The sequence below is a fragment of the Mesorhizobium sp. M0207 genome, assembly GCF_040321995.1.
GTDB lineage: Bacteria > Pseudomonadota > Alphaproteobacteria > Rhizobiales > Rhizobiaceae > Mesorhizobium.
The window spans coordinates 725,350-749,585 of sequence record NZ_JAMYSQ010000001.1 but is presented as its reverse complement, the minus strand read 5'-3'; the positions used below and the strand labels follow the sequence as shown (position 1 = coordinate 749,585).

Sequence of the window (24,236 nt, the reverse complement as noted above, 5' to 3'; positions counted from 1 at the left end):
CCTTCCCGGTTGTGAGGGAAAGGAGACGGTCGATGTCTGGGAATAGTTTGTGATTGCTCGTTGTTGCAGGCGGTCCACTGCTGCTGGCAATCCTGATCGCCTACGCCCTGCTCACGCAGCGCCGTCGCGGCCCGGCGGAGCGCAGGGAAAGCGAGCGCGCCACCGAGCGCCTGTATCAGGAAAAGAAGGACTGACCGACAGGATCGCAGCTCAGCTGCCGGCGGCCGCCAGCCCGGTCGCTTTTTCGGCGCGCAGCAGCATGCCAAACAGGTCACGCGGCTCATCGGGATCGGCCAGAAGGTCTAGTTCCTCGTAAAGGCCGGTCCGCTGAAGCTGATCGCGAACGTAACGCAACGCGGAAAAATCCTCGATCGCAAAGCCGACGGAATCAAACAATGTGATCTGTCGGGCGTCCGTCCGGCCTGCTGCCTTTCCTGTCATCACCTGCCACAATTCGGTGACCGGATGATCCGCATCGAGCTGCTGGCTCTCGCCTTCGATGCGCGTCTGCGGCGGGTATTCGACGAAAATATCCGAGCGCAGCAGAATGTCGCGATGCAGCTCGGTCTTGCCCGGGCAATCGCCGCCTACTGCATTGATGTGCACGCCGGATCCCACCATGTTGTCGGTCAGGATTGTTGCCGACCGCTTGTCGGCGGTAACCGTGGTGATGATCTCTGCACCCTCAACGGCCTCCTGCGCCGACGCGCAGAGCTTGATGTCGAAGCCCAGGCCGGCAAGGTTCTTCATGCATTTGGTCGAGGCCGCCGGGTCGATATCGTAGAGACGCAGCCTGTCGACGCCAAGCAGCGCCTTGAAGGCAATGGCCTGGAATTCCGATTGCGCGCCATTGCCGATGATCGCCATGCAACTGGCGGCCTCTGGAGCGAGGTATTTCGCCGCGACGGCCGAGCTTGCGGCGGTTCTGAGCGCCGTCAGGATGGTCATTTCCGAAAGCAGCATCGGATAGCCGTTGCCGACATCGGCAAGCACGCCGAAAGCGGTCACGGTCTGGCGGCCGTCACGCGTGTTCTTCGGATGCCCGTTGACGTATTTGAAGCCGTAAAGCTGCCCGTCGCTGGTCGGCATCAGCTCGATGACGCCGTCAATGCTGTGCGAGGCGACGCGCGGCGTCTTGTCGAACAGCTCCCAGCGCCTGAAATCCTCTTCGATATAGGCGGCAAGCTCGACCAGAAAGCGCTCGATGCCGATGGCAAGCACCAGCTTCATCATGCGGTCGACGCTGACGAACGGGACGATGTTCAAATTGGCGGTCATGGCTCAGAACCCCCTCGTCGGGCGGTCCATGATCCGCCGGCCCATCAGGCTTGCGGTCAGGTCAACCAAAAGCGTGGCGGTGCGGCCGCGCTCGTCAAGAAATGGGTTGAGCTCGACCAGGTCGAGACTGGTGACGAGGCCGCTGTCATGCAGCATTTCCATCGCCAGATGCGCCTCGCGGAAGGTGGCGCCGCCGGGAACGGTGGTGCCCACCGCCGGGGCGATCGACGGGTCGAGAAAATCGACGTCGAGGCTGACATGGAGCATGCCATTGGCGGCGCTCACCCGTTCGAGAAAGGCGCGAAGCAGTTGCGCTATGCCGTGCTCGTCGATCGAACGCATGTCGTGGACCGTCACGCCGGCTCTGCGCAATGCATCCCGTTCCGCCAGGTCCACGCTGCGGATCCCCAGCGCGCATATGCAAGCCGGCTCCACCTGTGCTGCAAGCCGGGGGAAATAGCCCTCGAAGCCGGGCTGCCCGCTGGCATAGGCCAGCGGCACGCCATGCAGATTGCCGCTGGTCGTCGTGTCGAGCGTATGAAAATCGGGGTGGGCGTCGAGCCACAGCACGAAGAGCGGCCGACCGGCATTCGCCGCGCGGCGGGCTATGCCGGCGAGCGTGCCGGCCGAAATGCTGTGGTCGCCGCCGAGAAAGATCGGCATCGCATCGGCGCTTGCGGCATAGGCAGTTTCGCTGATCGCTGCCGTCCAGGCGGCGATTTCCGGCAGCGCCTTCACCGCCGCGTTGCCGTGTACGACAGGGCGCATATCGGCAGGGACAATCGTTCCGAGGTCGGTCAGCGTATGGCCAAGCTCGGTCAGCGCGCCGGCCAGACCGGCCGTGCGAAGCGCGCTCGGCCCCATCTCGCAGCCCATGCGGCCTGAGCCGGCCTGGATCGGCGCCCCAACGATCGTGCAATGCATTGTCATACCCACCGAATTACGATGGCTTTATTGAAGCGGGCATCGCTGGCAAAATGAACATGTCAAATTGGCAAATTTGTTGAAGTGCCTTACCATTGTGGCACGATCTACTTCCGTTGTGAGCAAACATGGACCGTCTCGATGAGCAGATCATCACCTCTTTGCGGCACGACGCCCGGCGCAGCATTTCCGACCTTGCCGTTAGCCTGGGTGTCTCCCGGGCAACGGTAAGGTCCCGGATCGAGCGACTTGAAAGAGACGGCGTCATCGTCGGCTACACCGTCATTCTACGCGCCGACGCGGTCGATCAGCGGGTGCGTGGCATCATGATGATCGAGATCGAGGGCCATGCCGCCGATCGCGTCATCCGGGCGCTGGGCGGCTTCTCCGAGGTCTCGACCATCCACACCACCAATGGCCGGTGGGACCTGGTGATAGAACTCGGAACCCAGACGCTGAGCGAGTTCGATGCGGTGCTGAGACGTATCCGGCTGATTCCCGGAATTACCGGCAGCGAAACAAGCCTGCTCCTGGCAACGCCGCGCACCACCAAGGCGCGGCTGTGATCTTCGCCCTTGACCTCCAGCGGCAATGAAATCCCAAGCCAGGGAACCTTCAATTGCCGCCGCGGTTAGAGCAATTCCAGGAAAGTGTGAAACGGTTTTCCGTCCGGAATTGCGCAAAAACAACGAGATAGAGCGGTTCGACGTTTCCCCCGATGAACCGTTCTAGGCTCGGACAGCCCTTCTTCGAGGGAGAACAATCATGGCTCACGCCCAGCAGGAACTGGTCGAATTCGTTATCAGCAAAGCGTTCAATCCGGTCATGCGGGCCAAACCAGACGGAAAATCCGATGCCGAACGCAAGACGCTCGAGCACGTCCAGCAAGCCACGAAGACCGAGATCGAGCGCTATCGCCATTACGGCTCGGCCGAGGAGGTCGCGACCAATTTCAAGCGCGACCTGAGCTCAGATGCCGCCAAAAAGTTGCACGCCCAGCTGCGGCGCCTGCATCTGCCGACGATCGAGGATATTCGCGACGAATTTGAGGACAAAGCCCGCAAGCTTGGGGTCAAGGCCTCGTCGTAGATCCGCGACCGGTCCTCGGTGACGTCCGTCAGGCTGTCATCACAAACCGTCCTTGGTCGGAGGCCACCCTGACCGAACCGTCTCGGGGATGTTGTCCGACGTCAGATCGCCCCGATTGAGCTTTTCAATCGCTTCATCGGCTTCGCTTTCGTCGAGACCGGAAAGCGGCAACCCGCCGACCACGACGGCTTCGTCGCTCTCGCTGTCATAGACCTCCCAGAGGCCTTCCGGATTCTGTCGTTTGTCGAACGGCATGGCACTCCCCAACACCGCTATTGTACGCCTGCCACCCATTTCAGGGCCTGGGCTTTTTCGTCCTCCGGGAACACCCGCGCCTCGATTTGCGGAAACAGCGCGTCCGTCATTTCCGTGGCTGCCTTGATCCACTGCTTGTTGGAAATCACGGCGGCACGTTTGAAGCGGTGGACCTCGCCAAGTTTGCTCAGCCCATACTGCAGGTCGCGCCGCAAGGCGCCAGCCGTCATGTCCTCGAAATCGGCAAGATCGGTCAGGACGCCGATGTCCTTATGGTCGCTCAGTTTCGCTTCGATTGCCGGGATGACTTTGTCGTAGTCGTCCGCCGTCACGGTGCCGGTGACACGAAAGGCGGCGACATTCTGGGGAGCGGAAATCATCTCGATCATTTTTTCCTCCGGTCTCTGACTTGCTGCCTGCCCGAAACAAACTCGGGCCATTGGCGGATGTTCCCTGCCGGAGGCGTGCTTGGCTTCAACCTGACATGGTTAGAACGACGATCGGCCGGCCTCCCCGACCGGCGCTCGGATCGCCTGGGTGACGACGGTATAACGCGTGATTTGACCCTCCTCGGGGTCCTCCCCGTGGAAATGGATCGCTGCGTTCAGCGGCAGGTGGGCAGTGCTGCCAAACTGCTTGACGGCGGAGACATGCACGATCTGCACGTCGGGGTCGCGCTTCATGGCGTCCATCGCCGCAAGCTCGGCGCTGCTGCTGCCGCCGATCCGCCAGCTGGCTTCCAGCACTCCCGATCGCCAGATGCCCGAGGAATCGACACCTTGGCCGATGTCGTAGTTGCGCCGTGAGGCAAAGAATCCGGGATAGCCATCCATCGCGGCGTCGTAGATCCTCGCCTGCGCCACAGCCAAACTTAGCGCCGGAGAAAGCCGCAGCCCGTCCAGCGCCTCCCATCCGCCGCGCACGACGACCAGATCGGATCCGCCGTAAACGGGCTGTCCGGCATTGTCGGCCGTCATTCGCTGCACGCCGTAATAGGCGACCGATGTTCCGTCGATCGCCGTTCTGCCAATGCTCAGCGTGACGATGTCGCGAAGCTCCGTTTCGAGAACAAGGCCGTATTCCCTCAGGTCGGAGGATGGATATCGTTCCAGCAGCCTTTCGATGTCGGCAACGGTCGCGGCGGTGTGCTGGTCGCGGCCCCGCGATGCGCGCGGTGGCTTGAACCGGACCAGCCCCACCTGCAGCAGACGTTCCGCTGCGCGCAGCGCGTCATCGCGTGAAAATGCGGTATAGCCGGGCAGTACGGCAGCGCCGACGGCTCTGCCGAAGCCGGCTGGCCATTCTTTTGGCCGTGCCGCCGACCCGTCCACCAGCTCGTGGGTTATGGCCTTGGTGGTTGCGAGGCGCCAGGGCACCACGCCGCCGAAGAGGTCGTCGGGCCCGTTGATGCCCAGTTGGACCGCATCGGCAGCAAGCAGGCTGTCGTCCGGCACGAAATACACTCGGCGACTGTCACCGCCGCCGTCACGCAGGCCCTCGCGGAAGGAAAATCCCTTCAACGCCGCAATCGTGCGCGCAACGGCAGCGACGGTTTCCCGCTCGTGGGCGTAGATGGTCTCGCCGCCCGGCGCGGAGAATGCGACCACAACACCTTTCGCCCCGCTTGGTTGCTTACCGCTTAGCCCGGTCATGTCGCGCCCTTCGTCCATTGCCGAGCCCATTGCCGTTTCCGCGGCGATGCGTCCGAACCGAAAAACCCGCTTCCTCGGCGAATGTTCCGGCCAACGGCCGGCAATCCGGTTTGACTGCAGGGCAATCGCATTTGGATTCTTACGAAGATGGACCCCCACCCTAACCCTCCCCACAAGGGGGAGGGAACGCTGCCGCCCGCCCTTACTTCCCCTTTTGGCGCCGAAAGGCAGGCAATTTGCCGAGGTCAGCGCCAACGAAAGTCTCCCTCCCCCTTGTGGGGAGGGGCTAGGGGTGGGGGTACGTCGTAGAGCGAAAGCCTCGGCTTTCCATCTGCGATAGCCCTGGGTTTGACCGGGGCGGCGACCGGAACATCGGCGGCTCGTAGCTGTTTATGAGGGAACGTCAGACAGGGAGATGGAGACCATGGCTTTCACGCTCAAAAGCTCTGCCTTTGCCGATGGCGACAAAATACCGCCGCGCTATTCCCGCGACGGCGGCAACGTCTCGCCACCATTGGAGTGGACGGACGCCCCGCAAGGAACCAAAAGCTTCGTCCTGGCCGTCGAGGACCCCGACGCCTCTTCAGGCACGTTCCGTCATTGGGCGGTCTACAACATCGACGCACAGCGCAACTTTCTTCCCGAAGGCACGACCGCCGGCGCCAAGACCGAGAGCCTCGGACACGGCGTCAACGATTTCGGCAATCCTCATTATGACGGCCCCCAGCCGCCGCCTGGGCATGGGCTCCACCATTACCATTTCCGGCTTCTTGCACTCGACGCCGAGACGCTTCATCTCGGCGAGAAGGCTGCCGTCGAAGACGTGCTGAAACAGGCCGAGCCGCACGTCGTGGGAGAGGCCGAGCTCGTCGGCACGTTCGAACGGGCTTGAGGACGCCACGCCACCCCGTCGCCTGGTTCGGCACAAACGGAGAAGCATGATGGACAACAAATCAAACCCTGTCGACCAACCCATATCCGGCAAGAAAGCCAGCGGCAGCGACAAGGCCGAGGCACCGAAGGAAGCAGGCGATCAGGCACGGAAAGCCCAGGAGTGGGGCGGCGGCTCAAAGGCCTCGAAAGGCGCGATATCGCCGCAGGATCGCAAAAATCAAAACTCCAGCCAGCGCAGCTGATACCGGTCCGTCATCCGGCAATGCGTCTGAAGCGGCGGGCAAGGCCGGCCTGGAGGCACTGCGCTGCGCCTCACATCGCTAGCGGTTCATGTTCATGATCGCGTTCATCGGCATCAAATTGTGGTCGAGATTGGCCATGATCCAGATCGAGCCGCCGATCACCAGAACTACGATCAGCACGCCGAAGGCAAGCGCCAGGGCGTTGTTGGTGTTGTCCGGTCCCGTCGTGATGTGCAGGAAGAAGACGAGATGCACGCCCATCTGGGCGATCGCCAGCACGACCAGCGCCACCGGAATGCCGGGTGCCCATATCAGGTTGGTTCCGGGCAACCAGAACGAGGCGATGGTCAGCAGCGTTGCCAGCCCGAGGCCGATCACATAGCCGCGTAGCCCGGATCCAACCTCGGTGTCGCCGAGGTATTCGTCACCCGGCGCCGTATCGATGTCGTAGCGCTCCAGGCCATCGGTGTCGCGCCGTTGCGCGTGGCGATCGTCCGCATTGCTCATCGACTTGCTCCCAGGAGATAGACCACCGTGAACAGGGCGACCCAGATGATGTCGAGGGCGTGCCAGAACAGGCTGAAGCACATGAAACGCCGAAGAATATCGTCGCGGAATCCCTTGGCGAAGATCTGCGCCATCATCGTGAGCAGCCACAGCAGCCCCGCCGTCACGTGAAGGCCATGGCATCCCACCAGCGTGAAGAACGCCGACAGGAACGCGCTGCGCGTCGGTCCGGCACCGCTGGCAACCATATGCGCGAACTCGCGCAACTCGAGCAGGATGAAGCTGGCGCCGAGCACGAAGGTGACAGTCATCGCGACATAGAACCAGGAGCTTCGCCGCGCTGTCACGGCAAGGCTGGCGAGACCGCAGGTAAAGCTCGACAACAGCAAAGCGGCCGTCTCGATCGCGACGTTGCGCAGGTCGAACAGCTCGGCCCCGCTCGGCCCGCCCGCCGTCTTGCCCGCCAGCACCGCATAGGCCGCGAAGAAGGCCGAGAACATCACGATGTCGCTCAGAAGGAAGATCCAGAAGCCGTAGCCCACGACGATCCGGATCGGTGCCGGGCCGCCGTCGCCGTGGCCGGGTGCATGGCCGTGCCCGCCATGGAGGCGGTAGGGGTCACGCTCTCGAACGTCGATCGCGGTCATGGCCTTGGCCCCGTGTAAGTGGCCAGCGCCTCGCGGCGCGCACTTCGGTTGGCGCGGTCGATCCGGGCGACTTCGGCGGCAGGAATGACGTATTCGGGGATGTCGCGCCACGCGAATACGACGAAGGTGGCCAAAGCACCGAGCGCACCGAGCGCCACCATCCACCAGATGTGCCAGATGAGGGCAAAACCCATCACGGTCGCAAAGAAGGCGCAGATGAACCCGGTGGGACTGTTGCGCGGCATCTCGATCGGCTCGTAGTCAGGCTCGTCGCGCAGCCGGTTTTGCTCGCGTGCCCGCTGCTTGATGCTCCAGTAGGGCTCTTCGCCCTCGACATGCGGAAGCGCGGCGAAGTTGAAGACCGGCGGCGGCGAGGGCGTGGCCCATTCCAGCGAGCGGCCGTCCCAGGGATCTCCGGTGGCGTCGCGAAGCGCCGCGCGCTGCCGGATGCTGACGACGAGCTGTACGATCTGCGCGACCACGCCGGCGGTGGTGATCAACATGCCGACGCCGGCAACCAGCACCCACGGATGCCATGCCGGCACGTCGAAATGCTGCATGCGGCGGGTCATGCCGAGCAGGCCGACAGCGTAGAGCGGTACGAAGGTGGCGTAGAACCCAATCAGCGTCAGCCAGAAGGCCAGCTTGCCCCAGCCCTCGTGCAGCCGGAAGCCGAATGCCTTGGGAAACCAGTAGGTATATCCCGCGAAGGCGCCGAACAGCACGCCGCCGATGATGACGTTGTGGAAATGCGCCACCAGGAACAGGCTGTTGTGGAGCAGGAAATCGGCCGGTGGCACCGCCAGCAACACACCCGTCATGCCGCCGATGACGAATGTCACCATAAAGCCCAGCGACCACAGCATTGGCGTCGCGAAGCGAATGCGGCCGCCATACATGGTGAACATCCAGTTGTAGATCTTCACGCCGGTACCGACAGCGATGATGCTGGTGGCGACGCCGAACGCGGCGTTGACGTCGGCGCCGGCGCCCATCGTGAAGAAGTGGTGCAGCCACACCATGAAGGAGACGATGCAGATGAAGAGCGTCGCGGCCACCATCGAGCGGTAGCCGAACAGCGGCTTGCTGGAGAAGGTGGAGATGACCTCCGAGAAGATGCCGAACGCCGGCAGGACGAGGATGTAGACCTCGGGATGGCCCCAGGCCCAGATCAGGTTCACGAACATCAGCATGTTGCCGCCAGCTTCATTGGTGAAGAAATGAAAGCCGAAATAGCGGTCGAGCGTCAGCATCGCGAGCGTGGCGGTGAGGATCGGGAAGGCGGCGACGATGAGCAGGCTGGCGGCGAGTGAGGTCCAGCAGAACATCGACATCCTGAGGTAACTCATGCCGGGCGACCGCATCTTCAGGATCGTGGTGACGAAATTGATCCCGGTGAGCAGCGTTCCGACGCCCGCTATCTGCACGGCCCACAGATAATAGTCGACGCCAACGCCCGGCGAATAGGCGGTCTCGCTGAGCGGCGGATAGGGCAGCCATCCGGTACGCGCGAATTCACCGATCACCAGCGAGATGTTGACCAGCAGCGCACCGGTGGCGGTGAGCCAGAAACTCACCGAGTTGAGCGTCGGAAAGGCAACGTCTCGGACGCCGAGCTGCAGCGGCACGACCAGGTTCATCAGGCCGATGACGAACGGCATCGCCCCGAAAAAGATCATGATGGTGCCGTGGGCGGAAAAGACCTGGTTGAAGTGGTCGGGCGGCAGATAGCCGGGCGCCTGGAAGGCGAGGGCCTGCTGCGACCGCATCATGACGGCGTCGCTGAAGCCGCGCAGCAGCATCAGCAGCGCCAGCAGCGTGTACATGACGCCAATCCGCTTGTGATCGACGCTGGTGATCCATTCGCGCCAGAGATAGGGGAAATGGCCGGCCAGGAAGACCCAGGCCAGCACGCCGAGGATTGCCAGGGCGACGACCGCCGAGGCGATCATCGGCAGAGGCTGATCGAACGGAATGACGTCCCAGCTCAATTTTCCGAGCATTGTCAGCCTCCTGCCTTGGGCGATACGCTCGGCCCGGGGCGACCGGCCTGGGGGCCGGGCGCGGGTGGAACGCCCTGCGTCGCGATTTCGTGGAAAAGGTCCGGCTCGACCGAGCGATAGGTCGAAGGCGGCACGTCGATGCTCTGTCTGGCCAGTTCCTGGTAGCTGGCCTTGTCGAGTGCCTGTCCCTGGCTTCGCGCCGAATTGACGAACGCCTCGAAGGCATCGGCCGCGACGGCATGCAGCACGAATTGCATGCCTGGAAAACCGTCACCGCTGAAATGGGCCGACCGCCCATAGAATTCGCCCGGCTGATCCGCCTGCAGGTGAAGCTGCGTCGTCATGCCGTTCATCGTGTAGATCATGCCGCCGAGCTGAGGCACGAAGAACGCATTCATGACGCTTGCCGAGGTAAGCGAGAAATGCACCGGCCTGCCCGCCGGCACCACAAGCTGGTTGATGCTCGCGACATTCTGCTCGGGGTAGATGAACAGCCATTTCCAGTCGAGCGAGACGACCTGCACCTCAAACGGCCTTTGCTGGGAATCCAACGGCTTCATTGGGTCGAGGTCATGCGATCCGATCGAGATGATGCCGCTCAGAAACAGGATGACGAGGATGGGGATCGACCAGACTACCAGTTCGATGCGTCCGGAATAGGCCCATTCCGGCAGGTACCGCGCTCTTGTGTTGGTTTCCCGGAACCACCAGGCAAAGCCGAGCGTCGCCACGATCGTCGGGATGACGATGGCCAGCATGATAGCGACCGAATTGAGCAGGATCGTCCGCTGCGCCGCCCCCACCGGCCCTTGCGGATCGAGCACGCCGCCCTGGCAGCCGGCAAGCAGCGCGGCAACAAGCATCGTCGCGCCGACGCGGCCAACACGGATGGCGGCACAATTTCGAACGATCGCCCTCAGCAACATGACATCTCGCCGTTTCCTGAAAACCGATGGAACGTTGCAGGCAGCGTGGCTGCCAACCCCCGAATGTTCGCGCCGGTGTGCTCCTGGCGACAGTTTCTTCACGCACGGGGCTCCGGCTGGCAGAACCACACGCGGCGGACGTCATCGTTAAGCGGTCAACCTGTCGAGAATCCTCCAAATCCTAAAAACCAGCGGCAAATCCCAAGCAACCAGAGCCAAATCCTAAGAAATCAGAAACAGTGCCCAGATCGAAGTTATCGCCAGAAACGTGGCGAATGCCAAGGCGGTAAACCGGTTCATGGCCCCGCCCAAGGTTGGTCCATTTAGTCCGCTCCCTGCGACGTGGCTGCTGATTCCAGTGCTGCTGCTCCAGATGGCTGCGCCAACCAAACGAATGTTCGTCGCGAAAGTTCCCAAAAAGCCAGATCCATCGCAGCCTTTGGTTGCAGGCCGGCGGCAACGCGATGCGCACCAAGGATGGTTGGGCGGCTTTCTCGCCAAACGGAAGCGAGGACTGCCTTTGCGTATGTAAAAACTACTTGTCTAGGTAAAAATAGTTGCTACTAATCGGCTGGGCGGGCGCACGGCCGCCTCTGGGAGGAATTTCGGCATGACAAGGCTGCGCGGCCTCGCGTGGGATCACCGACGCTGCTGGGGTCCGCTCGACGCCAGCATCGGGCCGTATTGTGCCGCCAATCCCGGTCTTGAGATCGAATGGGACCGCCGCAGCCTCTATGAGTTCGGCGAGGGCGCGCTTGGTCCTGTGCTCGGCGCCTATGACCTTGTCGTGTTCGACCATCCGTTCATCGGCGATATTGCCGAAGGCGGGCTGATGGTGCCGTTCGATTTGTCGGCCGAGCAGCGCCACGGCTTCGAACGGGATTCGGTCGGCGCATCCTGGCAATCCTACGCAAGGGACGGGCTTCAATGGGCGTTGCCGATCGATGCTGCCTGTCAGGTTGCCTCGTATCGCCCCGATCTCCTGGAGCGCTACGGACCGCTGCCGCGCAGCCATGACGAGGTGCTGGAGCTCGGCCGGCGCGCCTTGAAGGACGGCAAATGGCTTGGGCTGCCGTTGGTGCCGACTGACGCCATGTGCCTGCTTTTGACGCTCGGTGAGCCCCGGGAAGACGGCGACGAGTTCATCGCCGGGGAAAAAATCGAGCGGGCCGTCGGGCAATTGCGCCAGCTTGCGGCGCTGTCGCATCCGAACTCGCCGAAATGGAACCCGATCCGTTGCTACGATCACATGATCGCGCATGACGACGTGGTCTACGTGCCGTTCGCCTTCGGCTATGTGAATTATGCCTCCAGGGCCGACAGGCCGTATCTGCGCTTCGCCGACGTGCCGACGCCGCGATCCGCCGGCGCCTTGCTCGGCGGCGCCGGCATCGGCGTCAGCGCCCAATCGAAACACAAGCAGGCAGCCATCGATTACGCGCTATTTCTGTGCTCGCCCGGCTATCAGCGCGGCGACTATGTGAAATCCGGCGGACAGCCGGGGTCGCTGGCGGCGTGGCAGGATACCGAGGTCAACGCGCTCTCGGGCGGCTTCTTCGCCTCGACGCTGGCGACGATCGAAGCCTCTTATCTGCGCCCGACCCATCCGGGCTTCATCAGCTTCTTCCGCCAATGCGCCCCTCATGCCGTGGCGGCGATCGCCGGCGAATTGCAGGCGGCCGAGCTCGCGGATCGGCTGAACCGGCTCTATCGCGAGACCAGGCATGGCCAGCCGCAACGGAGCGTCGCGTAATGGCCGCCGATATTGCCCAGATCGTCGACGAAGGCGAAAGCGGCCGCAACGGCTATCGGGTGCCCGCTGTGGAGAAGGCGCTCGACATACTGGAATTCATGGCTGCCAGCGGCGAGCCGCTGACCCAGACCGAGATCGCCACCGGAATGGGGCGCTCCATTCACGAGATATACCGCATCCTGCTGCTGCTGGAGAAGCGCGGCTACATTTTCCGGACGCAATCGGACCGCTTCCGCCTGTCGCTGAAGCTGTTCGAACTGGCGCATATGCATCCCCCGGTGAACCGCCTGGTCGAATGCGCGCTGCCGGTGATGCGCGGCCTCGCCGCCAATGCCGACCAGAGCTGCCATCTGGTCGTGCGCGAAGGCGAGAGCGCACTGGTCGTGCTGCAGATCGATTCGCCTTTGCCGATGCGTTATTCGGTTGCCCTTGGCTCGCATTTCCCGATCCTCGAAACGAGCTCCGGCGCGGTGCTGCTGGCGCATTCGAGCCGCGCCGAGCGCGACCGCATCGTCGAACGGATCGTCGCTGCAGGCGAAGGCCAAGGCAGCCGGGCGGAAATCGAAGCGCGGCTGAACGAAGTCGCAAGGCTCGGCTATGAAATGCGCGCCTCGCTGGCTGTCGAGGGCTGCACCAACATTTCGATGCCGGTGCGCGACCATACCGGCGCCGTCATTGCCGCGCTCACCGTCCCCTTCCTGCCGCAAAAGGCCGCCCGCTTCGATCGCAGCACCGTCTTTGAGCGGACGAAGGCGGCGGCCGAGGCGATATCGTCGGCGCTGGGCGCGGGCGAAGCTGCCGCCTCTTCACGTGCCGACCCGGAACGGCGGGACTATCCGTTCAGCAACTGACAAGAAATACAGGGAGAAGAAACATGAACTGGTCCAAATCGATGCTGTTTGCCTCGGCGGCGGTGCTTGCTCTGAGCGCCGCCGCGGCACACGCCGAAAACATGCCGAAGCGCATCGGCTACGTCACCAACTACGCCACGCATGAGTGGTATCAGAACGTCATCAAGGGCATGCAGTCACGCGCCAAGGAACTCGGTATCGAGCTCGAGGTGCAGGACGCCAATCTGGACGTTGCCAAGGAGGTCTCCGCCGCCGAAGATTTCATGGCCAAGGGCGTCGACGTCCTGATCATCACGCCCGTCAACGAGGAAGGCGTCGTGCCGCTGCTGCGCCAGGCGAAATCCAACAACGTTCCGGTCGTGCTCGAAGGCAATCCGGTCAAGGGCATGACCACAATGGTCGCGATCTGCGACTACGACACCGGCTACACCGCCGGCGTCGAAGCCGGCAAATACGCCAAGGAAAAGCTCGAAGCCAAAGCCAAGGTGATGAATGTCGGCCTGCCGCTGCTGTCCGCCACCGTGCTGCGGTCGCAGGGTTTCATGGATGGCCTCAAGACCATCATCCCCGACGCGGTCATGGTCCACGACCTCGACGGCGGCGGCAATCCCGATCGCGCGCTCGAAGTCTCTTCGGCGGCTCTTGCCAAGAACGCCGACATCAACATCATCTACGGCATCAACGATTCCTCCTCGCTCGGCGGCCTTCAGGCCTGGAAAGCGGCCGGCAAGTCGCAGGACGGCCTCTTGACTGTCGGCACCGGCGGCGAAGGCCTCGCCTTCATCAATGCGATGCAGAACGAGCCGTCCTACCGCATCGAGGCCGCGATGTTCCCGGAAAAGGAAGGCTACACCGCCATCGATGCAGCGGTTAAGCTCTTCAATGGCGAAGAGGTGCCGGAACACATCGTCAGCCCGACCGCGCCGATGAACGGCGACGACTGGAAGAAGTTCTACGACTACGATGGCACCACACGCAAAATCAAATGGGATGCCGTCAATGCGCTTCAGCCACCGGAAAAATGCATGAAAACTTCCGCCGATCTGAAGAAGTAAGGATTCCGGGTAGCCCTTCCCGCACGGCGGGAAGGGCGGCGGATCGGATATGCCGAACGGCAAAACAGGGCAACCGTCCTGTTTTGGCCGGCAGTTTCCAGACGGCGACGGCACCGATACGGGCCCGGAAATAAAATGGACATGAGCGAGCTTACGCAATCCTCTGCGCCAAGGCGTTTCATCGGCGGCCAGCTGCTGGGCAGCAGCCAGCTGGTGCTCGGCGTGATCCTGGCCGTGCTCTGCATCGCCATTTCGATTGCCGCGCCGCAATTCTATTCCGAGGCCAACATCATCGCCATCCTGCGCCAATGCGCGCTGGTGCTGATCGTTGCCTCCGGCATGACGATGCTGATCATCACTGCGGAAGTCGACCTGTCGGTCGGTGCATCGCTGGCTTTTGTCGGCTGCATCGGCATGGCCGTGCTCAATTCAACGCACAGTCTGACGCTCGGGTTGCTGGCGGCGCTCGCCTTTTCAGGCGCGGTCGGCCTTTTCAACGGCCTCGTCGTCACCAGCCTCAAGGTGAACTCGCTGATCGCCACCATCGGCACCATGATGATGCTGCAGGGCGGCGTTTACCTGTTCACCCGCGAGGCGGTGCAGAACCACCACCGGCTTGCCGGCTTCACCGATCTCGGCGCTGGCTATATCGGCGCGATCCCGCTGCCCGTGGTCGTTGCCGCGGTGATTTTCGCGCTGGCCGCGGCAACGCTGCGCTTCACCACGCTCGGCCGTTATCTCTACGCTGTCGGCGCCAACGAGCGCGCGGTTCGTCTCTCCGGCGTGCGCTCGCAACGGCTGAAACTGTTCGCCTTCGTCGTCACCGGCCTGTGCGTCGGCGTCGCCGGCATGATCCTGTCGTCGCTGATGAATGCCGGCCAGCCGACCGCTGGCCGCGGCTTCGAGCTGACGGTGATTGCCGCCGTCATCCTCGGCGGCACCAGCCTGCTTGGCGGCCGCGGCTCGCTGCTTGGCACGTTGCTGGGCGTGCTGGTGCTGAAGGTCATCGATAACGGCATCATCATCCTCGGCTGGAACCAGGACCTGCAGATGGTGGTGCCCGGCATCGTCATCATCCTGGCGACCTATCTCGACATCGTGCGGAACAGAGCCAATGTCGGTTGATTTCCTTCACCCCGGCGAAACCGTGGCTGTCGACAAAAGCGTGCCGGCGCTGGAGATGCGCGGCATCGGCAAGCGTTTTCCCGGCGTGGTGGCGCTGGACAATGTCGATCTGACCTTGGAACCCGGCAAAATCCATGCCCTGATGGGCGAGAACGGCGCCGGCAAGTCGACGCTGATCAAGATCATGGCCGGGGTCTACGGCAAGGATGCCGGCACCATCCGCCTGCGCGGCCGCGAGGCCGACATCAAGTCGCCGCGCGATAGCCTGAAAGAGGGCATCAAGGTGGTGTTCCAGGAGATCGCGCTGATCGCCGAATTCAGCGTCGCCGAAAACATCTTCCTCGAAGGCTATCCGACCGGCAAAGGCGGCTCGATCGACTGGAAGAAGATCCGTGCCGATGCGGCCGCTCTGTTCAAGCGTATCGGCTTCAACGTCGACCCGGCGGCGCGCACGGGATCGCTGCCGGTCAGCCAGCAGCAGATGGTCGAGATCGCCCGCGCACTCGCCCATGAGGCCCGCGTCGTGGTGATGGACGAGCCGACCTCCTCGCTGACGCCTAACGAGGTCTCGCTGCTGTTCACCGTCATCCGCCGGCTGGCCGCGCTGGGCATCGCGGTGCTCTATGTCAGCCACAAGCTCGACGAGGTCTTCGAGATCGCCGACACCGTGACCGTGCTGCGCGACGGCCGCCACGTCTCGACCAGGCCGATCGGCCAACATACCAACGACACGCTGATCCAGGACATGATCGGCCGGCGCATCGAAAACCTGTTCCCGCGCAAGCGCGGCGCGCCGGGCAGCAAGGTCGCGCTTTCCGTTGAAGGGCTCAGCACCGCCAAGAAGCTGAAGGATGTGTCGTTCGAGGCGCATGCCGGCGAAGTCCTCGGCTTCTTCGGCCTGATGGGCGCCGGCCGGACCGAGCTCGCCAAGGCCATCGTCGGCTACGACCCGATCACGTCCGGCGCCATTTCGGTCGATGGCAGCCGGCTGCTGCCGCACGAAACGCACACCGGCGTCCGGCTCGGCATCGGCCTGCTTACCGAGGACCGCAAGAGCGAGGGGCTGATGGGCGAGTTGCCGGTCTACCAGAATGCCAGCCTCGCCTCGCTCAGTGCCTTCGCCAGAATGGGCTTCATCGACAAGGCCAGGGAACGCAAGGCGGTGCAGGACTATGTCGACCGCTTCCGCATCCGGACGCCCAGCCTGTTCCAGCAGGTCAAGAATCTGTCCGGCGGCAATCAGCAGAAAGTGCTGATCTCGCGCTGGCTGATGCGCGGTCTCAAGGTGATCGTCGTCGACGAACCGACCCGCGGCATCGACGTCGGCGCCAAGTCGGAGATTTTTGCGCTCATCGACCGGCTCGCCGGCGAAGGCCTGGCGGTCGTCATGATGACGTCCGAAATGCCCGAGCTGCTGGGGCTTGCCGACCGCATCGCGGTGATGTGCGAAGGCCGCCTCACCGCGATCATGCCTCGCGACGAGGCCACGCAGGAGAACATCCTCAATGCGGCAATCGGCTAAGACGATGACGCTTCGAAAAGGGACCAAGCGATGAGCCTGGCAAGCACCGACACCATGAAAGCTGGGCCGTCCATGCTGGCGCGGCTCGTCGCGCGGCAGGAATTGGCATTGCTCCTCTGCCTCATCCTGGTGATCGCGTTCTTTTCCTTCACCGCCGAGAATTTCTTCTCCGTGCGCAACATCACCAATGTGCTCGGTCAGGCTTCGCTGGCGCTGACAGCCGGCATCGGCTGCGCCATCGTCTTCATATCAGGCGAGGTCGACATCTCGATCGGCTCGCTGCTGGCGACGATCGCACTGCCGCTGATCATCATCATGAACGACACGAATTCTCTGCTGCTCGGCATCAGCGGCGCGCTGCTGTTCGGGCTGATCATCGGCGTCGTGAATGGCTATCTGACGGCCTATGCCGGCATCAACTCGCTGATCGTGACCCTGGGCACGATGTTCATCATGCGCGGCGGCGTTTATCTCTATACCGGCCAGCGTGCTATTCCAGACGACGCCGCGCTCGACAGCTTCATCGCGCTGTCGGACGGCCGCCTGTTCAACGTCGTTCCCTATTCGGCTGTCATCGCCATCGTCCTGCTCGCCGTCTTCGCCTACGTGATGCAGCACCGGCCGTTCGGGCGGCAGATCTATGCCGTCGGCGGCAATCCGGAAGTGGCACGGCTGGCGGGTTACGACGTGCGCCGCGTCAAGTTCACCTGCTTCATCATCAGCGCGCTGCTGGCGACGGTAGCCGGCATCATCCTGGCAGCCCGCGTCGGTTCGGCGCAGCATACGGCCGGGCTGAATTTCGAGTTCCAGGTCGTCGCCGCCACCGTGCTCGGCGGGGTGAGCCTTGCCGGCGGCATAGGCAGCCTGACCGGCATGGCGCTCGGCGTGCTGATCCTGCAGTTCCTGTCCAACGGGCTGCGCGGTCTCGGCCTGCCGACCGAGTGGCAACTGGTCATCACCGGCATGATCATCATTGCCGCCGTCGCCTTCGACGAAGCAAAGCGCCGGCGCGCCATTGGAGGCTGATATGGATCGTCTCAAAGGGAAAACCGCAATCGTCACTGGCGCCGCCGACGGCATCGGCCACGCGATCAGCGAGGCGATGGCAAGGGAAGGCGCGCACGTCTTCCTCGGCGACATCGCCGACGAGAAAGGTGAAAAATTCGCAGCCGAGCTGCGCGCCGCCGGCCACCGCGCCGACTACATCCATTGCGACGTGGCGGAGGAGGCCGACATCGCCGCCCTGATCGACGCAGCCGTCGGCAAGACCGGCCATCTCGATATTCTCGTCAACAATGCCGCCATCGCCATCGGCGGCATGCCGGTTCACGAAATGAGCGACGAGCAGTGGCACCGGCTGATCGCGGTCAACCTTACCAGCGTGTTCCGCGGCTGCAAATATGCGCTGCCACATATGATCGCGCAGAAATCGGGCTCGATCATCAACATGGCCTCGGCACAAGGGCATATCGGGCTCGACGGCTGGACCGCCTATGCCGGCGCCAAGGGTGCGGTGATGGCGATGACGCGCCAGATGGCGGTCGAGTTCGGCCCGCTCAACATCCGCGTCAACTCGATCTCGCCCGGCACCATCAACACGCCGATGAACGACAAATTGGTCAAGGAGATCGGCGGCAATCTCGCCAAGGCCTGGGTCAAGATGCATCCGCTCGGCCGCATCGGCAAACCGTCCGAGGTGGCCGAAGCCGCCGTCTATCTGGCCTCCGACGCCGCCGGCTTCACCACCGGTACCGACCTGCGCGTCGACGGCGGCCTCACCGCGGCACCCCGCTACGTACCCGACCTGCTTTGACAACCAACGAGACATGAAATGAACAAAGCCCTCGAAGGCGTCCGCATTCTCGATTTCAGCCATCTGCTGCAAGGGCCGTTCGCCACGCAGCTGCTCGGCGACATGGGCGCCGACATCATCAAGATCGAGCGTGCCGGCGCCGGCGACATGTTCCGCGGCATGACCTTCTTCGCCAAATGGGTCGGCGGCTCCGAAAGCCCGAATTTCCTCGCCTGGAACCGCAACAAGCGCTCCATCGCGCTCAACCTGAAAAGTCGCAAGGTGCATGCCATCATCATGGACATGGCTGAGAAGGCCGATGTGGTGGTGCAGAATTTCCGCCCCGGCGTGCTCGCCAGGCTCGGCTATGGCTACGAGGATTTCAGGGCGGTCAATCCCGCCATCATCTATTGCTCGGGCTCCGGCTATGGCGAGGAAGGCCCCTATGTCGAGCGCCCCGGCCAGGACATGCTGATCCAGGGATTGTCCGGGCTGATTTCCAACACCGGCCGCGGCGATCAGGCTCCTGTTCCGGCCGGTGCCGGCCTGGCCGACCAGATCGGCGCCATGAACATGGTCTACGGCATCCTGTCGGCGCTCTACTATCGCGAGAAGACCGGCAAGGGCCAGAAGATCGAGGTCAATCTGCTCGCCGGCATGCTGGCGCATCTCAATCAGGAATATGTCGCCGTGCTCAATCTCGGTGAGGATTTCGTGCGCCCGAATTCCGGCATCGGCCACCCCGGCATGCAGGCGCCGTTCGGTGTCTATGAAGCGAAGGACGGCGGCTATGTGTCGATCGCCATGAGCCCGTTCAAGACGCTGTATGAAGTGCTGGAGGCGCCGCAGCTTGCCGTCTACGACGATCTGAAGACCCTGTTCGACAGGCGCGACGAGGTGTTCGACAAGGTCAACGCCGAAACCAGGAAGTTTGCCACGCAGGACCTGCTGGCGCGGCTGCTCGCAGCCGACATCTGGTGCGCCGAGGTGAAGGACATAAGGCGCGCAGCCGAGGACCCGCAGGTTAAGCACCTGGGCATGATCACCAGCTACGATCATCCGCGCGGCGGCAAGGTCAGGGTGGTCGCGCCGGCTGTCAAGATGAGCGAGACGCCGCCTACGATAGAGCGGCCGGCGCCGCTGGTCGGCCAACATGGCCGCGAGATACTGGCCGAGTTCGGCCTCTCCAGCGGCGAGATTGCAGCGCTTGAGGCGTCCGGCGATATGACCGTGGATGCTGCCTGACGATGAGCGTTTACCAGACACTCAGCTTGGAAATATCCGGGCGCGTCGCAGTCGTCACCTTCCGGCGCGCCGATCAGCTCAACGCCATGAACCGGCTGATGCAAAGCGAGATCACCGAGGTTTTCGAGGCGCTGTCGCAGGATGACGGCGTCGGCGCGATCGTAGTGACCGGCGAGGGGCGCGGCTTCATGGCCGGCGCCGACATCAAGGAATACGCTGCCCAGACAGCTATCGAGTTCGACGCCTTCCAGGCCGCCGGCACGCGCATGTATGCGGCGGTCGAGAACAACCGCAAGCCGGTCATCGCCGCGGTCAACGGCTTTGCGCTCGGCGGCGGCATGGAGCTGGTGCTGTGCTGCGACATCGTCATCGCCAACCAGTTCGCGAAGCTCGGCCTGCCCGAGATCAAGCTCGGGCTGGTCCCCGGCGGCGGCGGCACCCAGCGCAGTGTCCAGAAGCTCGGCCGCAACCGCGCCAATTTTCTGCTGATGACCGGCGCCATCGTGCCGGCTTCCGAGTTCGTCGGCGCCGGTCTGGTCAACGAGATCGTCGATGCCGAAAGGCTGATGCCGCGGGTGCTGGAACTCGCCGAGATGATCGCCGCCGAACCGACCGCAGCGATCGAAGGGCTGAAAGCGCTGACCGCGCATGCCGTGTCGGGCGATCTAGCCGACGGCCTTGCCATGGAGCGCGATGTCCTGGGCGGCCTGTACCGCAGCGAGACCGGCCAGCGGCGCGTCAAGGAATTTGCTGAAAAGAGCGCGACGCGGCCGAAGGCTGCGAAATGACGTCCCTGGTCAAGCAAAACCGGCCGCACTTCACCGATGTCGAGGGCCTGGCCGCGATGGTCGGCGGCGGCGGCGTCTTCGGTGTCGGTGGCCATCATTTTGCCCGGCTGCCGATCGCCTTGTTGCGGGCTATCGCCCGCTCGGGCGTCAAGGACCTTCGCTATGTCTGCTGGGCCGGCGGCCTGCCACTCGAACTGCTTCTCGAAGCGAATGCCGTGGAGGAGGTCGATATCTGCTTTTCCAGCCTCGATATTTTTGGCTTGCCGCCACGCTTCCGCGCGGCCGCCGAGACCAATGCCGTGCCGGTCCGCGACTGGACGGCGCTGGCCATGATCCAGGCTTTGCAGGCGGGGCAGCAGAACCTGCCGTCGATGCCGTTCCAGCTTCCGGAGGGTTCGGACATGCTGGCGCGCGTGCCGCGTGCGATCGCCGTGCCTGATCCGATCGCGGGAATCACGACCGGGATCATCCCGGCCTTGCGGCTCGATACGTTCGTCGTCCATGCCCAGCGTGCCGACGAGAGCGGCAATGTCCAGATCATCGGACCACGAGCGCTGGATTTCGCCATGGCCGGCGCGGCGCGCCAGGTGCTGGTCACGGTTGAGGAGATCGTCCCGGTCGGAGCGCTGCGGCATGATGGTCGGCAGAGCATTTTGACCCGCAACCAGGTGTCGGCGATCGCGCTGGCACCAGGCGGCGCCTATCCCGCCTCCTGCCTGCCATTCTATGTGACGGATTATCAAGCGTTGGCGGGGGCGTTCGCGGCCAAGGAAATACCTTTGTCGGACAGCCTGGGCATGCCTTCGGAAGGCGTGCCGGAGCGGGTTCAAGACGCTGCAAAAGTCCGCGCTGAAACAGTCCTCGCAATGCCCAGGCTCGTGCACGGCAACAAGGAGGCGTCCATCGACGAGATCATCGCCGCCCGCATCGTCGCTGAGCTCGACAATGAGAGCTTTGCCAGTGCCGGCGCGGTGTCGCCGCTCGCCAATGTCGCCTACCGGCTGGCCAAAGCGACGCACGCGCCGGACATGATCATCGCTACCATGAGTTGCGGTCATCTCGACATAGCACCGAGCCCGATGATCCTGTCGCTGATCGAAAGCCTCGATTGCGAGACGGCGGTGGCGCATGCCGGCGGCGACGACACCTATTCGACCTATTACCAGGCCGGCGCGGTGACGCATGAGATCGTCGGTGCCGCGCAGGTCGACCGCCGTGGGCGCGTCAACACCATTGCGCTGCGCAAGCGTGACGGCAGCCTTATCCGGCTGCCCGGGCAAGGCGGCATGGCCGACGTCGCCAACATGCATCGCGATTATCTGCTCTACGTCCCCCGCCATTCCGTGCAGTCGCTGGTCGAGACGGTCGAGATTGCCAGCTCGGCGCGCGGCCTGTTGACTGAGGCCGAACGCGAGCCGATGGGCTATCGGACCGGCGCGGCATTGGTGTTCACCGACCTTTGCGTGTTTCGGCTCGACGGGGAGAGCCGGCAATTGGCCGTCATCGAGACCATGCCGTGCGTGACGCGCCAGCAGCTCCAGGATGCCACCGGCTTTGCCCTGACATTCGATGCCGATTGCCGCGAACTTGCGCTACCCTCGAACGAGACGCTCGACATCCTGCGAAACCGCATCGACCCGCTCGGCCTGCGGCGCCTCGAATTCGTCAGCGCCAGGGAGCGCAGCGCCCTGATCGCCGAGATCCTGGCCACCGACCGGCGGATGGTCGAGCGCTGCATCGCCGCACAGCGGTCGCATACTGCACCGGATTGAAGGGGGTGCGCATGGCAAAGCCGTTGCTCGAAATGTCGGCCGCGAGGGTCTTCTTCGATGGCATCTTCACCAGCCCGCGCGTCGCCCATCCGGAAGGCGTGGCCATCCATCGCGACGGCTCGATCTGGTGCGGCACCGAAACCGGCGACCTGCTGCGCCTCGCCGCCGATGGCAGCTCGGTCGAACGCATGGGCGGCACGGACGGCTTTCTGCTCGGCATCGCCTTCGATAGCGCGGGAAACTGTTTTGCATGCGATTTGAGACATGCGGCGGTCTTTCGCTGGGATGCCGCGACGGCTGATATGACGCGCTTCGCCTCGGCCGGCATCCGCGTGCCGAACTATCCCGTGATCGACGAGGCGCGCGGCTGGCTCTACGTTTCCGACAGCCTCGGCGAAGACAACCGCTCCGGCATTTTTCGCTACGATTTGAAGACCGGCGAAGGCGGCCTGTGGTGCAGCGAGACCATGGCCTTCGCCAACGGCATGGCGATGGCGCCGGGTGGCGATGGGCTTTACGTCGTGGAAAGCCATGCGGCCTGCGTCAGCTATGTGCCGATCCGTGCCGACGGCGCGGCAGGACCTCGCCAGCTCGTCGTGGACGGCGTGAACAACGTCCCCGATGGCGTCGCCTTCGCGCGGGACGGGTCGCTGTTCATCTCGTGCTACGAGCCGAGCCGCATCTATCGTTGGCGAAAACACAGCGGGCTCGAGGTGGTGATCGAGGATCCGGCGGCAACGACGCTCGCCCACCCCACCAACATCGCCTTCAAGGGCGACAAGCTCTACACCGCAAATCTCGGCCGCTGGCACATCACCGAAATCGACTTGACGGCGATTTCTTAGATCGGGCCGAACCGGGCGGCGCTGCCCTATCCCAGCCGCCCGTGACTCGATCGGATGCGCAACACCTGGACCCTCGAGGGCAGCTCGATCAGGAACTCTTCGTCCCGCTCGAGATGGTGGATTTTTGTCGGATCGCCGCCGGTGAGCGCCGCCATCGCCTCGACGTTTTCCCAATAGGAGATCGTCACGAATTCCGAATGGGTCGGCGTGTCCTCGCGAAAGGTCTGAACGCCCAGGGCCTTCTCGATCAGCGGCTTGATGCCGGCCTCGTAATTGTAACTCTCATAGGCATCTGCCATTTCAGGCACGGTTCTGCCGCGCCAGACACGGGCGATCGTTGGAGTTTTCTCCGTAGCTTTCTCTGTCATGGCCAATGAATTCCTGCTGGTCTGCTTGGTCCGCGGCGTTCGGCAAGGCCAGCCAAGGAACGCATCTCCCCGACTGGCAGCCTGGTATCCAGGCGACTTTTTATCCTCCCGGCCGACGAGCTCGCGCTGCCCCAGACAGGCCTCCTGCCGACCGGCAGGAGACTTACTCCTGATCCTCGGCGCCGCCTCCGTGGAAGAAGGACCGGATTTCCTGCATGTCGACGCTGCCGTCACCGTCCTCATCGACGGCGTTGAATATTCGCCCGACGAAATCCTGGACTTCGCTCTGAGAAAGCGCGCCATCGCCGTCCGCGTCTACTATGGCGAACATCATTCGCATCTTCGCGCCATGCATCCCGCGTGGAATGCCGCCGCGCCCTCCCATCTCCCACCCTCGCTCAGGCGGGCCCATCCTGTAGCCGCGATGCCAGCGGTCGGGACCTCGCCGTTCCTCCCGGGGCGCGCGATCTTCCTGCATTCTCTCCTCCAGCATCTCGGTCATCATCTGGCGCATCATGTCGCGCATGGCATCCTGCCCGGTCACTCCGGGCGACGGTTCGGCGCCACGATCCGGTGCCGGCGCGGCGGGCGCAGGTGGGCTCGTCTGGCCGAATGCCGGCGCGGCCAACATGGCCAGCGCCGCGGCAATTACGGTGGTTTTGCTTGCGAGCGTCATCGTATTCTCCATCGGTATGAATTGTAG

General features: G+C 63.4%; 27 protein-coding genes. 16 read left to right on the top strand and 11 right to left on the bottom strand.

Features of this window, described 5'->3' with window-relative positions; translation table 11 throughout:
• The first annotated feature begins 53 nt into the window (after positions 1–53).
• Positions 54–194 carry a hypothetical protein gene (locus NKJ15_RS03575; protein ID WP_352814061.1) on the top strand — a complete coding sequence of 47 codons (141 nt, stop codon included), beginning with the start codon at positions 54–56 and terminating at the stop codon, positions 192–194.
• A 16-nt stretch (positions 195–210) separates the two neighbouring features.
• Here the strand turns inward: NKJ15_RS03575 and ocd are convergent, their stop codons facing one another.
• Both ocd and rocF read right to left on the bottom strand, forming a co-directional pair.
• A complete protein-coding gene (ocd, locus tag NKJ15_RS03570; protein ID WP_352473048.1) occupies positions 211–1,278 on the bottom strand; it encodes an ornithine cyclodeaminase in 1,068 nt (355 codons plus the stop codon).
• A 3-nt stretch (positions 1,279–1,281) separates the two neighbouring features.
• Complete coding sequence (gene rocF / locus NKJ15_RS03565; RefSeq protein WP_352473047.1) at positions 1,282–2,202, bottom strand: arginase; 921 nt, start codon at positions 2,200–2,202, stop codon at positions 1,282–1,284.
• Between the two features lie 128 nt (positions 2,203–2,330).
• Here rocF and NKJ15_RS03560 point away from each other — a divergent pair, with 128 nt between their 5' ends.
• Together NKJ15_RS03560 and NKJ15_RS03555 are read left to right on the top strand one after the other, a co-directional pair.
• On the top strand, positions 2,331–2,768 hold the full coding sequence (locus tag NKJ15_RS03560; RefSeq protein WP_352449541.1) for an Lrp/AsnC family transcriptional regulator: 438 nt from the start codon (positions 2,331–2,333) through the stop codon (positions 2,766–2,768).
• A 199-nt stretch (positions 2,769–2,967) separates the two neighbouring features.
• Positions 2,968–3,291, top strand: coding sequence for a hypothetical protein (locus NKJ15_RS03555; protein ID WP_352539878.1), 324 nt, complete (start codon positions 2,968–2,970; stop codon positions 3,289–3,291).
• A gap of 39 nt (positions 3,292–3,330) precedes the next feature.
• Here NKJ15_RS03555 and NKJ15_RS03550 read toward each other — a convergent pair whose 3' ends face one another.
• The 3 genes from NKJ15_RS03550 to NKJ15_RS03540 all read right to left on the bottom strand — a co-directional run bounded on the left by NKJ15_RS03550 (position 3,331) and on the right by NKJ15_RS03540 (position 5,453).
• Entirely contained in the window at positions 3,331–3,546 is a 216-nt protein-coding gene (locus NKJ15_RS03550; protein WP_352769313.1) for a hypothetical protein, read from the bottom strand.
• Between the two features lie 17 nt (positions 3,547–3,563).
• Positions 3,564–3,935, bottom strand: a complete 372-nt coding sequence (locus NKJ15_RS03545; RefSeq protein WP_352615141.1) for a SpoIIAA family protein — start codon at positions 3,933–3,935, stop codon at positions 3,564–3,566.
• Positions 3,936–4,034: 99 nt separating this feature from the next.
• Complete coding sequence (locus NKJ15_RS03540) at positions 4,035–5,453, bottom strand: DUF3182 family protein (RefSeq protein ID WP_352814059.1); 1,419 nt, start codon at positions 5,451–5,453, stop codon at positions 4,035–4,037.
• Between the two features lie 169 nt (positions 5,454–5,622).
• Here NKJ15_RS03540 and NKJ15_RS03535 point away from each other — a divergent pair, with 169 nt between their 5' ends.
• Together NKJ15_RS03535 and NKJ15_RS03530 are read left to right on the top strand one after the other, a co-directional pair.
• Positions 5,623–6,090, top strand: coding sequence for a YbhB/YbcL family Raf kinase inhibitor-like protein (locus tag NKJ15_RS03535; protein WP_352814057.1), 468 nt, complete (start codon positions 5,623–5,625; stop codon positions 6,088–6,090).
• Between the two features lie 46 nt (positions 6,091–6,136).
• Positions 6,137–6,334, top strand: a complete 198-nt coding sequence (locus tag NKJ15_RS03530; protein WP_352615135.1) for a hypothetical protein — start codon at positions 6,137–6,139, stop codon at positions 6,332–6,334.
• A gap of 78 nt (positions 6,335–6,412) precedes the next feature.
• On the opposite strand, the gene cyoD is transcribed toward NKJ15_RS03530, so the two are convergent.
• Genes cyoD through cyoA form a run of 4 tightly spaced genes read right to left on the bottom strand, consistent with a single transcriptional unit; the run spans position 6,413 to position 10,417 of the window.
• Entirely contained in the window at positions 6,413–6,841 is a 429-nt protein-coding gene (gene cyoD, locus NKJ15_RS03525) for a cytochrome o ubiquinol oxidase subunit IV (RefSeq protein WP_352473039.1), read from the bottom strand.
• Positions 6,838–7,488 carry a cytochrome o ubiquinol oxidase subunit III gene (gene cyoC / locus NKJ15_RS03520; protein ID WP_352615133.1) on the bottom strand — a complete coding sequence of 217 codons (651 nt, stop codon included), beginning with the start codon at positions 7,486–7,488 and terminating at the stop codon, positions 6,838–6,840. Before cyoC ends, cyoD begins: the two co-directional genes overlap by 4 nt.
• Entirely contained in the window at positions 7,485–9,491 is a 2,007-nt protein-coding gene (gene cyoB / locus NKJ15_RS03515) for a cytochrome o ubiquinol oxidase subunit I (RefSeq protein ID WP_352814056.1), read from the bottom strand. Before cyoB ends, cyoC begins: the two co-directional genes overlap by 4 nt.
• Before the next feature lie 2 nt (positions 9,492–9,493).
• A complete protein-coding gene (cyoA, locus tag NKJ15_RS03510) occupies positions 9,494–10,417 on the bottom strand; it encodes a ubiquinol oxidase subunit II (protein ID WP_352814055.1) in 924 nt (307 codons plus the stop codon).
• 610 nt (positions 10,418–11,027) lie between these two features.
• Between cyoA and NKJ15_RS03505 the strand changes: the two genes are divergently transcribed.
• The 11 genes from NKJ15_RS03505 (at position 11,028) to NKJ15_RS03455 (ending at position 23,165) form a co-directional block, all read left to right on the top strand.
• Positions 11,028–12,170: an extracellular solute-binding protein gene (locus NKJ15_RS03505; RefSeq protein ID WP_352814054.1), complete on the top strand. Its 1,143-nt coding sequence runs from the start codon at positions 11,028–11,030 to the stop codon at positions 12,168–12,170.
• Positions 12,170–13,021, top strand: coding sequence for an IclR family transcriptional regulator (locus tag NKJ15_RS03500; protein WP_352615125.1), 852 nt, complete (start codon positions 12,170–12,172; stop codon positions 13,019–13,021). Before NKJ15_RS03505 ends, NKJ15_RS03500 begins: the two co-directional genes overlap by 1 nt.
• A gap of 23 nt (positions 13,022–13,044) precedes the next feature.
• Complete coding sequence (locus tag NKJ15_RS03495) at positions 13,045–14,076, top strand: sugar ABC transporter substrate-binding protein (RefSeq protein WP_352473034.1); 1,032 nt, start codon at positions 13,045–13,047, stop codon at positions 14,074–14,076.
• A gap of 141 nt (positions 14,077–14,217) precedes the next feature.
• On the top strand, positions 14,218–15,201 hold the full coding sequence (locus NKJ15_RS03490) for an ABC transporter permease (RefSeq protein WP_352682380.1): 984 nt from the start codon (positions 14,218–14,220) through the stop codon (positions 15,199–15,201).
• Positions 15,191–16,723, top strand: coding sequence for a sugar ABC transporter ATP-binding protein (locus tag NKJ15_RS03485; RefSeq protein WP_352814053.1), 1,533 nt, complete (start codon positions 15,191–15,193; stop codon positions 16,721–16,723). Before NKJ15_RS03490 ends, NKJ15_RS03485 begins: the two co-directional genes overlap by 11 nt.
• A gap of 30 nt (positions 16,724–16,753) precedes the next feature.
• A complete protein-coding gene (locus NKJ15_RS03480) occupies positions 16,754–17,749 on the top strand; it encodes an ABC transporter permease (protein ID WP_352501149.1) in 996 nt (331 codons plus the stop codon).
• A 1-nt stretch (position 17,750) separates the two neighbouring features.
• The gene (locus tag NKJ15_RS03475) at positions 17,751–18,536 is read left to right on the top strand and encodes an SDR family NAD(P)-dependent oxidoreductase (RefSeq protein ID WP_023677038.1); all 786 of its coding nucleotides are present in this window, start codon (positions 17,751–17,753) and stop codon (positions 18,534–18,536) included.
• An 18-nt stretch (positions 18,537–18,554) separates the two neighbouring features.
• Positions 18,555–19,760 (top strand): CaiB/BaiF CoA transferase family protein, encoded by a 1,206-nt coding sequence (locus tag NKJ15_RS03470; RefSeq protein ID WP_352539890.1) that lies wholly within the window; start codon positions 18,555–18,557, stop codon positions 19,758–19,760.
• Between the two features lie 2 nt (positions 19,761–19,762).
• Positions 19,763–20,548 (top strand): enoyl-CoA hydratase/isomerase family protein, encoded by a 786-nt coding sequence (locus NKJ15_RS03465; RefSeq protein WP_352814052.1) that lies wholly within the window; start codon positions 19,763–19,765, stop codon positions 20,546–20,548.
• Positions 20,545–22,320, top strand: coding sequence for a CoA-transferase (locus NKJ15_RS03460; protein ID WP_352814051.1), 1,776 nt, complete (start codon positions 20,545–20,547; stop codon positions 22,318–22,320). Before NKJ15_RS03465 ends, NKJ15_RS03460 begins: the two co-directional genes overlap by 4 nt.
• 11 nt (positions 22,321–22,331) lie before the next feature.
• Complete coding sequence (locus tag NKJ15_RS03455) at positions 22,332–23,165, top strand: SMP-30/gluconolactonase/LRE family protein (RefSeq protein WP_352814050.1); 834 nt, start codon at positions 22,332–22,334, stop codon at positions 23,163–23,165.
• A gap of 26 nt (positions 23,166–23,191) precedes the next feature.
• Here NKJ15_RS03455 and NKJ15_RS03450 read toward each other — a convergent pair whose 3' ends face one another.
• On the bottom strand, positions 23,192–23,533 hold the full coding sequence (locus NKJ15_RS03450; protein ID WP_352814049.1) for a hypothetical protein: 342 nt from the start codon (positions 23,531–23,533) through the stop codon (positions 23,192–23,194).
• Positions 23,534–23,696: 163 nt separating this feature from the next.
• A complete protein-coding gene (locus tag NKJ15_RS03445; RefSeq protein WP_352814048.1) occupies positions 23,697–24,209 on the bottom strand; it encodes an EF-hand domain-containing protein in 513 nt (170 codons plus the stop codon).
• Positions 24,210–24,236 lie beyond the last annotated feature (27 nt).

Coding starts and splice junctions, on each gene's coding strand:
- NKJ15_RS03500 (WP_352615125.1), top strand. CDS start 12,170: ATGGCCGCCGATATTGCCCAGATCGTCGACGAAGGCGAAAGCGGCCGC.
- NKJ15_RS03455 (WP_352814050.1), top strand. CDS start 22,332: ATGGCAAAGCCGTTGCTCGAAATGTCGGCCGCGAGGGTCTTCTTCGAT.
- NKJ15_RS03445 (WP_352814048.1), bottom strand. CDS start 24,209: ATGACGCTCGCAAGCAAAACCACCGTAATTGCCGCGGCGCTGGCCATG.
- cyoD (WP_352473039.1), bottom strand. CDS start 6,841: ATGAGCAATGCGGACGATCGCCACGCGCAACGGCGCGACACCGATGGC.
- NKJ15_RS03530 (WP_352615135.1), top strand. CDS start 6,137: ATGATGGACAACAAATCAAACCCTGTCGACCAACCCATATCCGGCAAG.
- NKJ15_RS03465 (WP_352814052.1), top strand. CDS start 19,763: ATGAGCGTTTACCAGACACTCAGCTTGGAAATATCCGGGCGCGTCGCA.
- ocd (WP_352473048.1), bottom strand. CDS start 1,278: ATGACCGCCAATTTGAACATCGTCCCGTTCGTCAGCGTCGACCGCATG.
- NKJ15_RS03475 (WP_023677038.1), top strand. CDS start 17,751: ATGGATCGTCTCAAAGGGAAAACCGCAATCGTCACTGGCGCCGCCGAC.
- NKJ15_RS03535 (WP_352814057.1), top strand. CDS start 5,623: ATGGCTTTCACGCTCAAAAGCTCTGCCTTTGCCGATGGCGACAAAATA.
- NKJ15_RS03545 (WP_352615141.1), bottom strand. CDS start 3,935: ATGATCGAGATGATTTCCGCTCCCCAGAATGTCGCCGCCTTTCGTGTC.
- rocF (WP_352473047.1), bottom strand. CDS start 2,202: ATGCATTGCACGATCGTTGGGGCGCCGATCCAGGCCGGCTCAGGCCGC.
- NKJ15_RS03480 (WP_352501149.1), top strand. CDS start 16,754: ATGAGCCTGGCAAGCACCGACACCATGAAAGCTGGGCCGTCCATGCTG.
- cyoC (WP_352615133.1), bottom strand. CDS start 7,488: ATGACCGCGATCGACGTTCGAGAGCGTGACCCCTACCGCCTCCATGGC.
- NKJ15_RS03550 (WP_352769313.1), bottom strand. CDS start 3,546: ATGCCGTTCGACAAACGACAGAATCCGGAAGGCCTCTGGGAGGTCTAT.
- NKJ15_RS03460 (WP_352814051.1), top strand. CDS start 20,545: ATGACGTCCCTGGTCAAGCAAAACCGGCCGCACTTCACCGATGTCGAG.
- cyoA (WP_352814055.1), bottom strand. CDS start 10,417: ATGTTGCTGAGGGCGATCGTTCGAAATTGTGCCGCCATCCGTGTTGGC.
- NKJ15_RS03490 (WP_352682380.1), top strand. CDS start 14,218: ATGAGCGAGCTTACGCAATCCTCTGCGCCAAGGCGTTTCATCGGCGGC.
- NKJ15_RS03470 (WP_352539890.1), top strand. CDS start 18,555: ATGAACAAAGCCCTCGAAGGCGTCCGCATTCTCGATTTCAGCCATCTG.
- cyoB (WP_352814056.1), bottom strand. CDS start 9,491: ATGCTCGGAAAATTGAGCTGGGACGTCATTCCGTTCGATCAGCCTCTG.
- NKJ15_RS03555 (WP_352539878.1), top strand. CDS start 2,968: ATGGCTCACGCCCAGCAGGAACTGGTCGAATTCGTTATCAGCAAAGCG.
- NKJ15_RS03485 (WP_352814053.1), top strand. CDS start 15,191: ATGTCGGTTGATTTCCTTCACCCCGGCGAAACCGTGGCTGTCGACAAA.
- NKJ15_RS03505 (WP_352814054.1), top strand. CDS start 11,028: ATGACAAGGCTGCGCGGCCTCGCGTGGGATCACCGACGCTGCTGGGGT.
- NKJ15_RS03495 (WP_352473034.1), top strand. CDS start 13,045: ATGAACTGGTCCAAATCGATGCTGTTTGCCTCGGCGGCGGTGCTTGCT.
- NKJ15_RS03450 (WP_352814049.1), bottom strand. CDS start 23,533: ATGACAGAGAAAGCTACGGAGAAAACTCCAACGATCGCCCGTGTCTGG.
- NKJ15_RS03560 (WP_352449541.1), top strand. CDS start 2,331: ATGGACCGTCTCGATGAGCAGATCATCACCTCTTTGCGGCACGACGCC.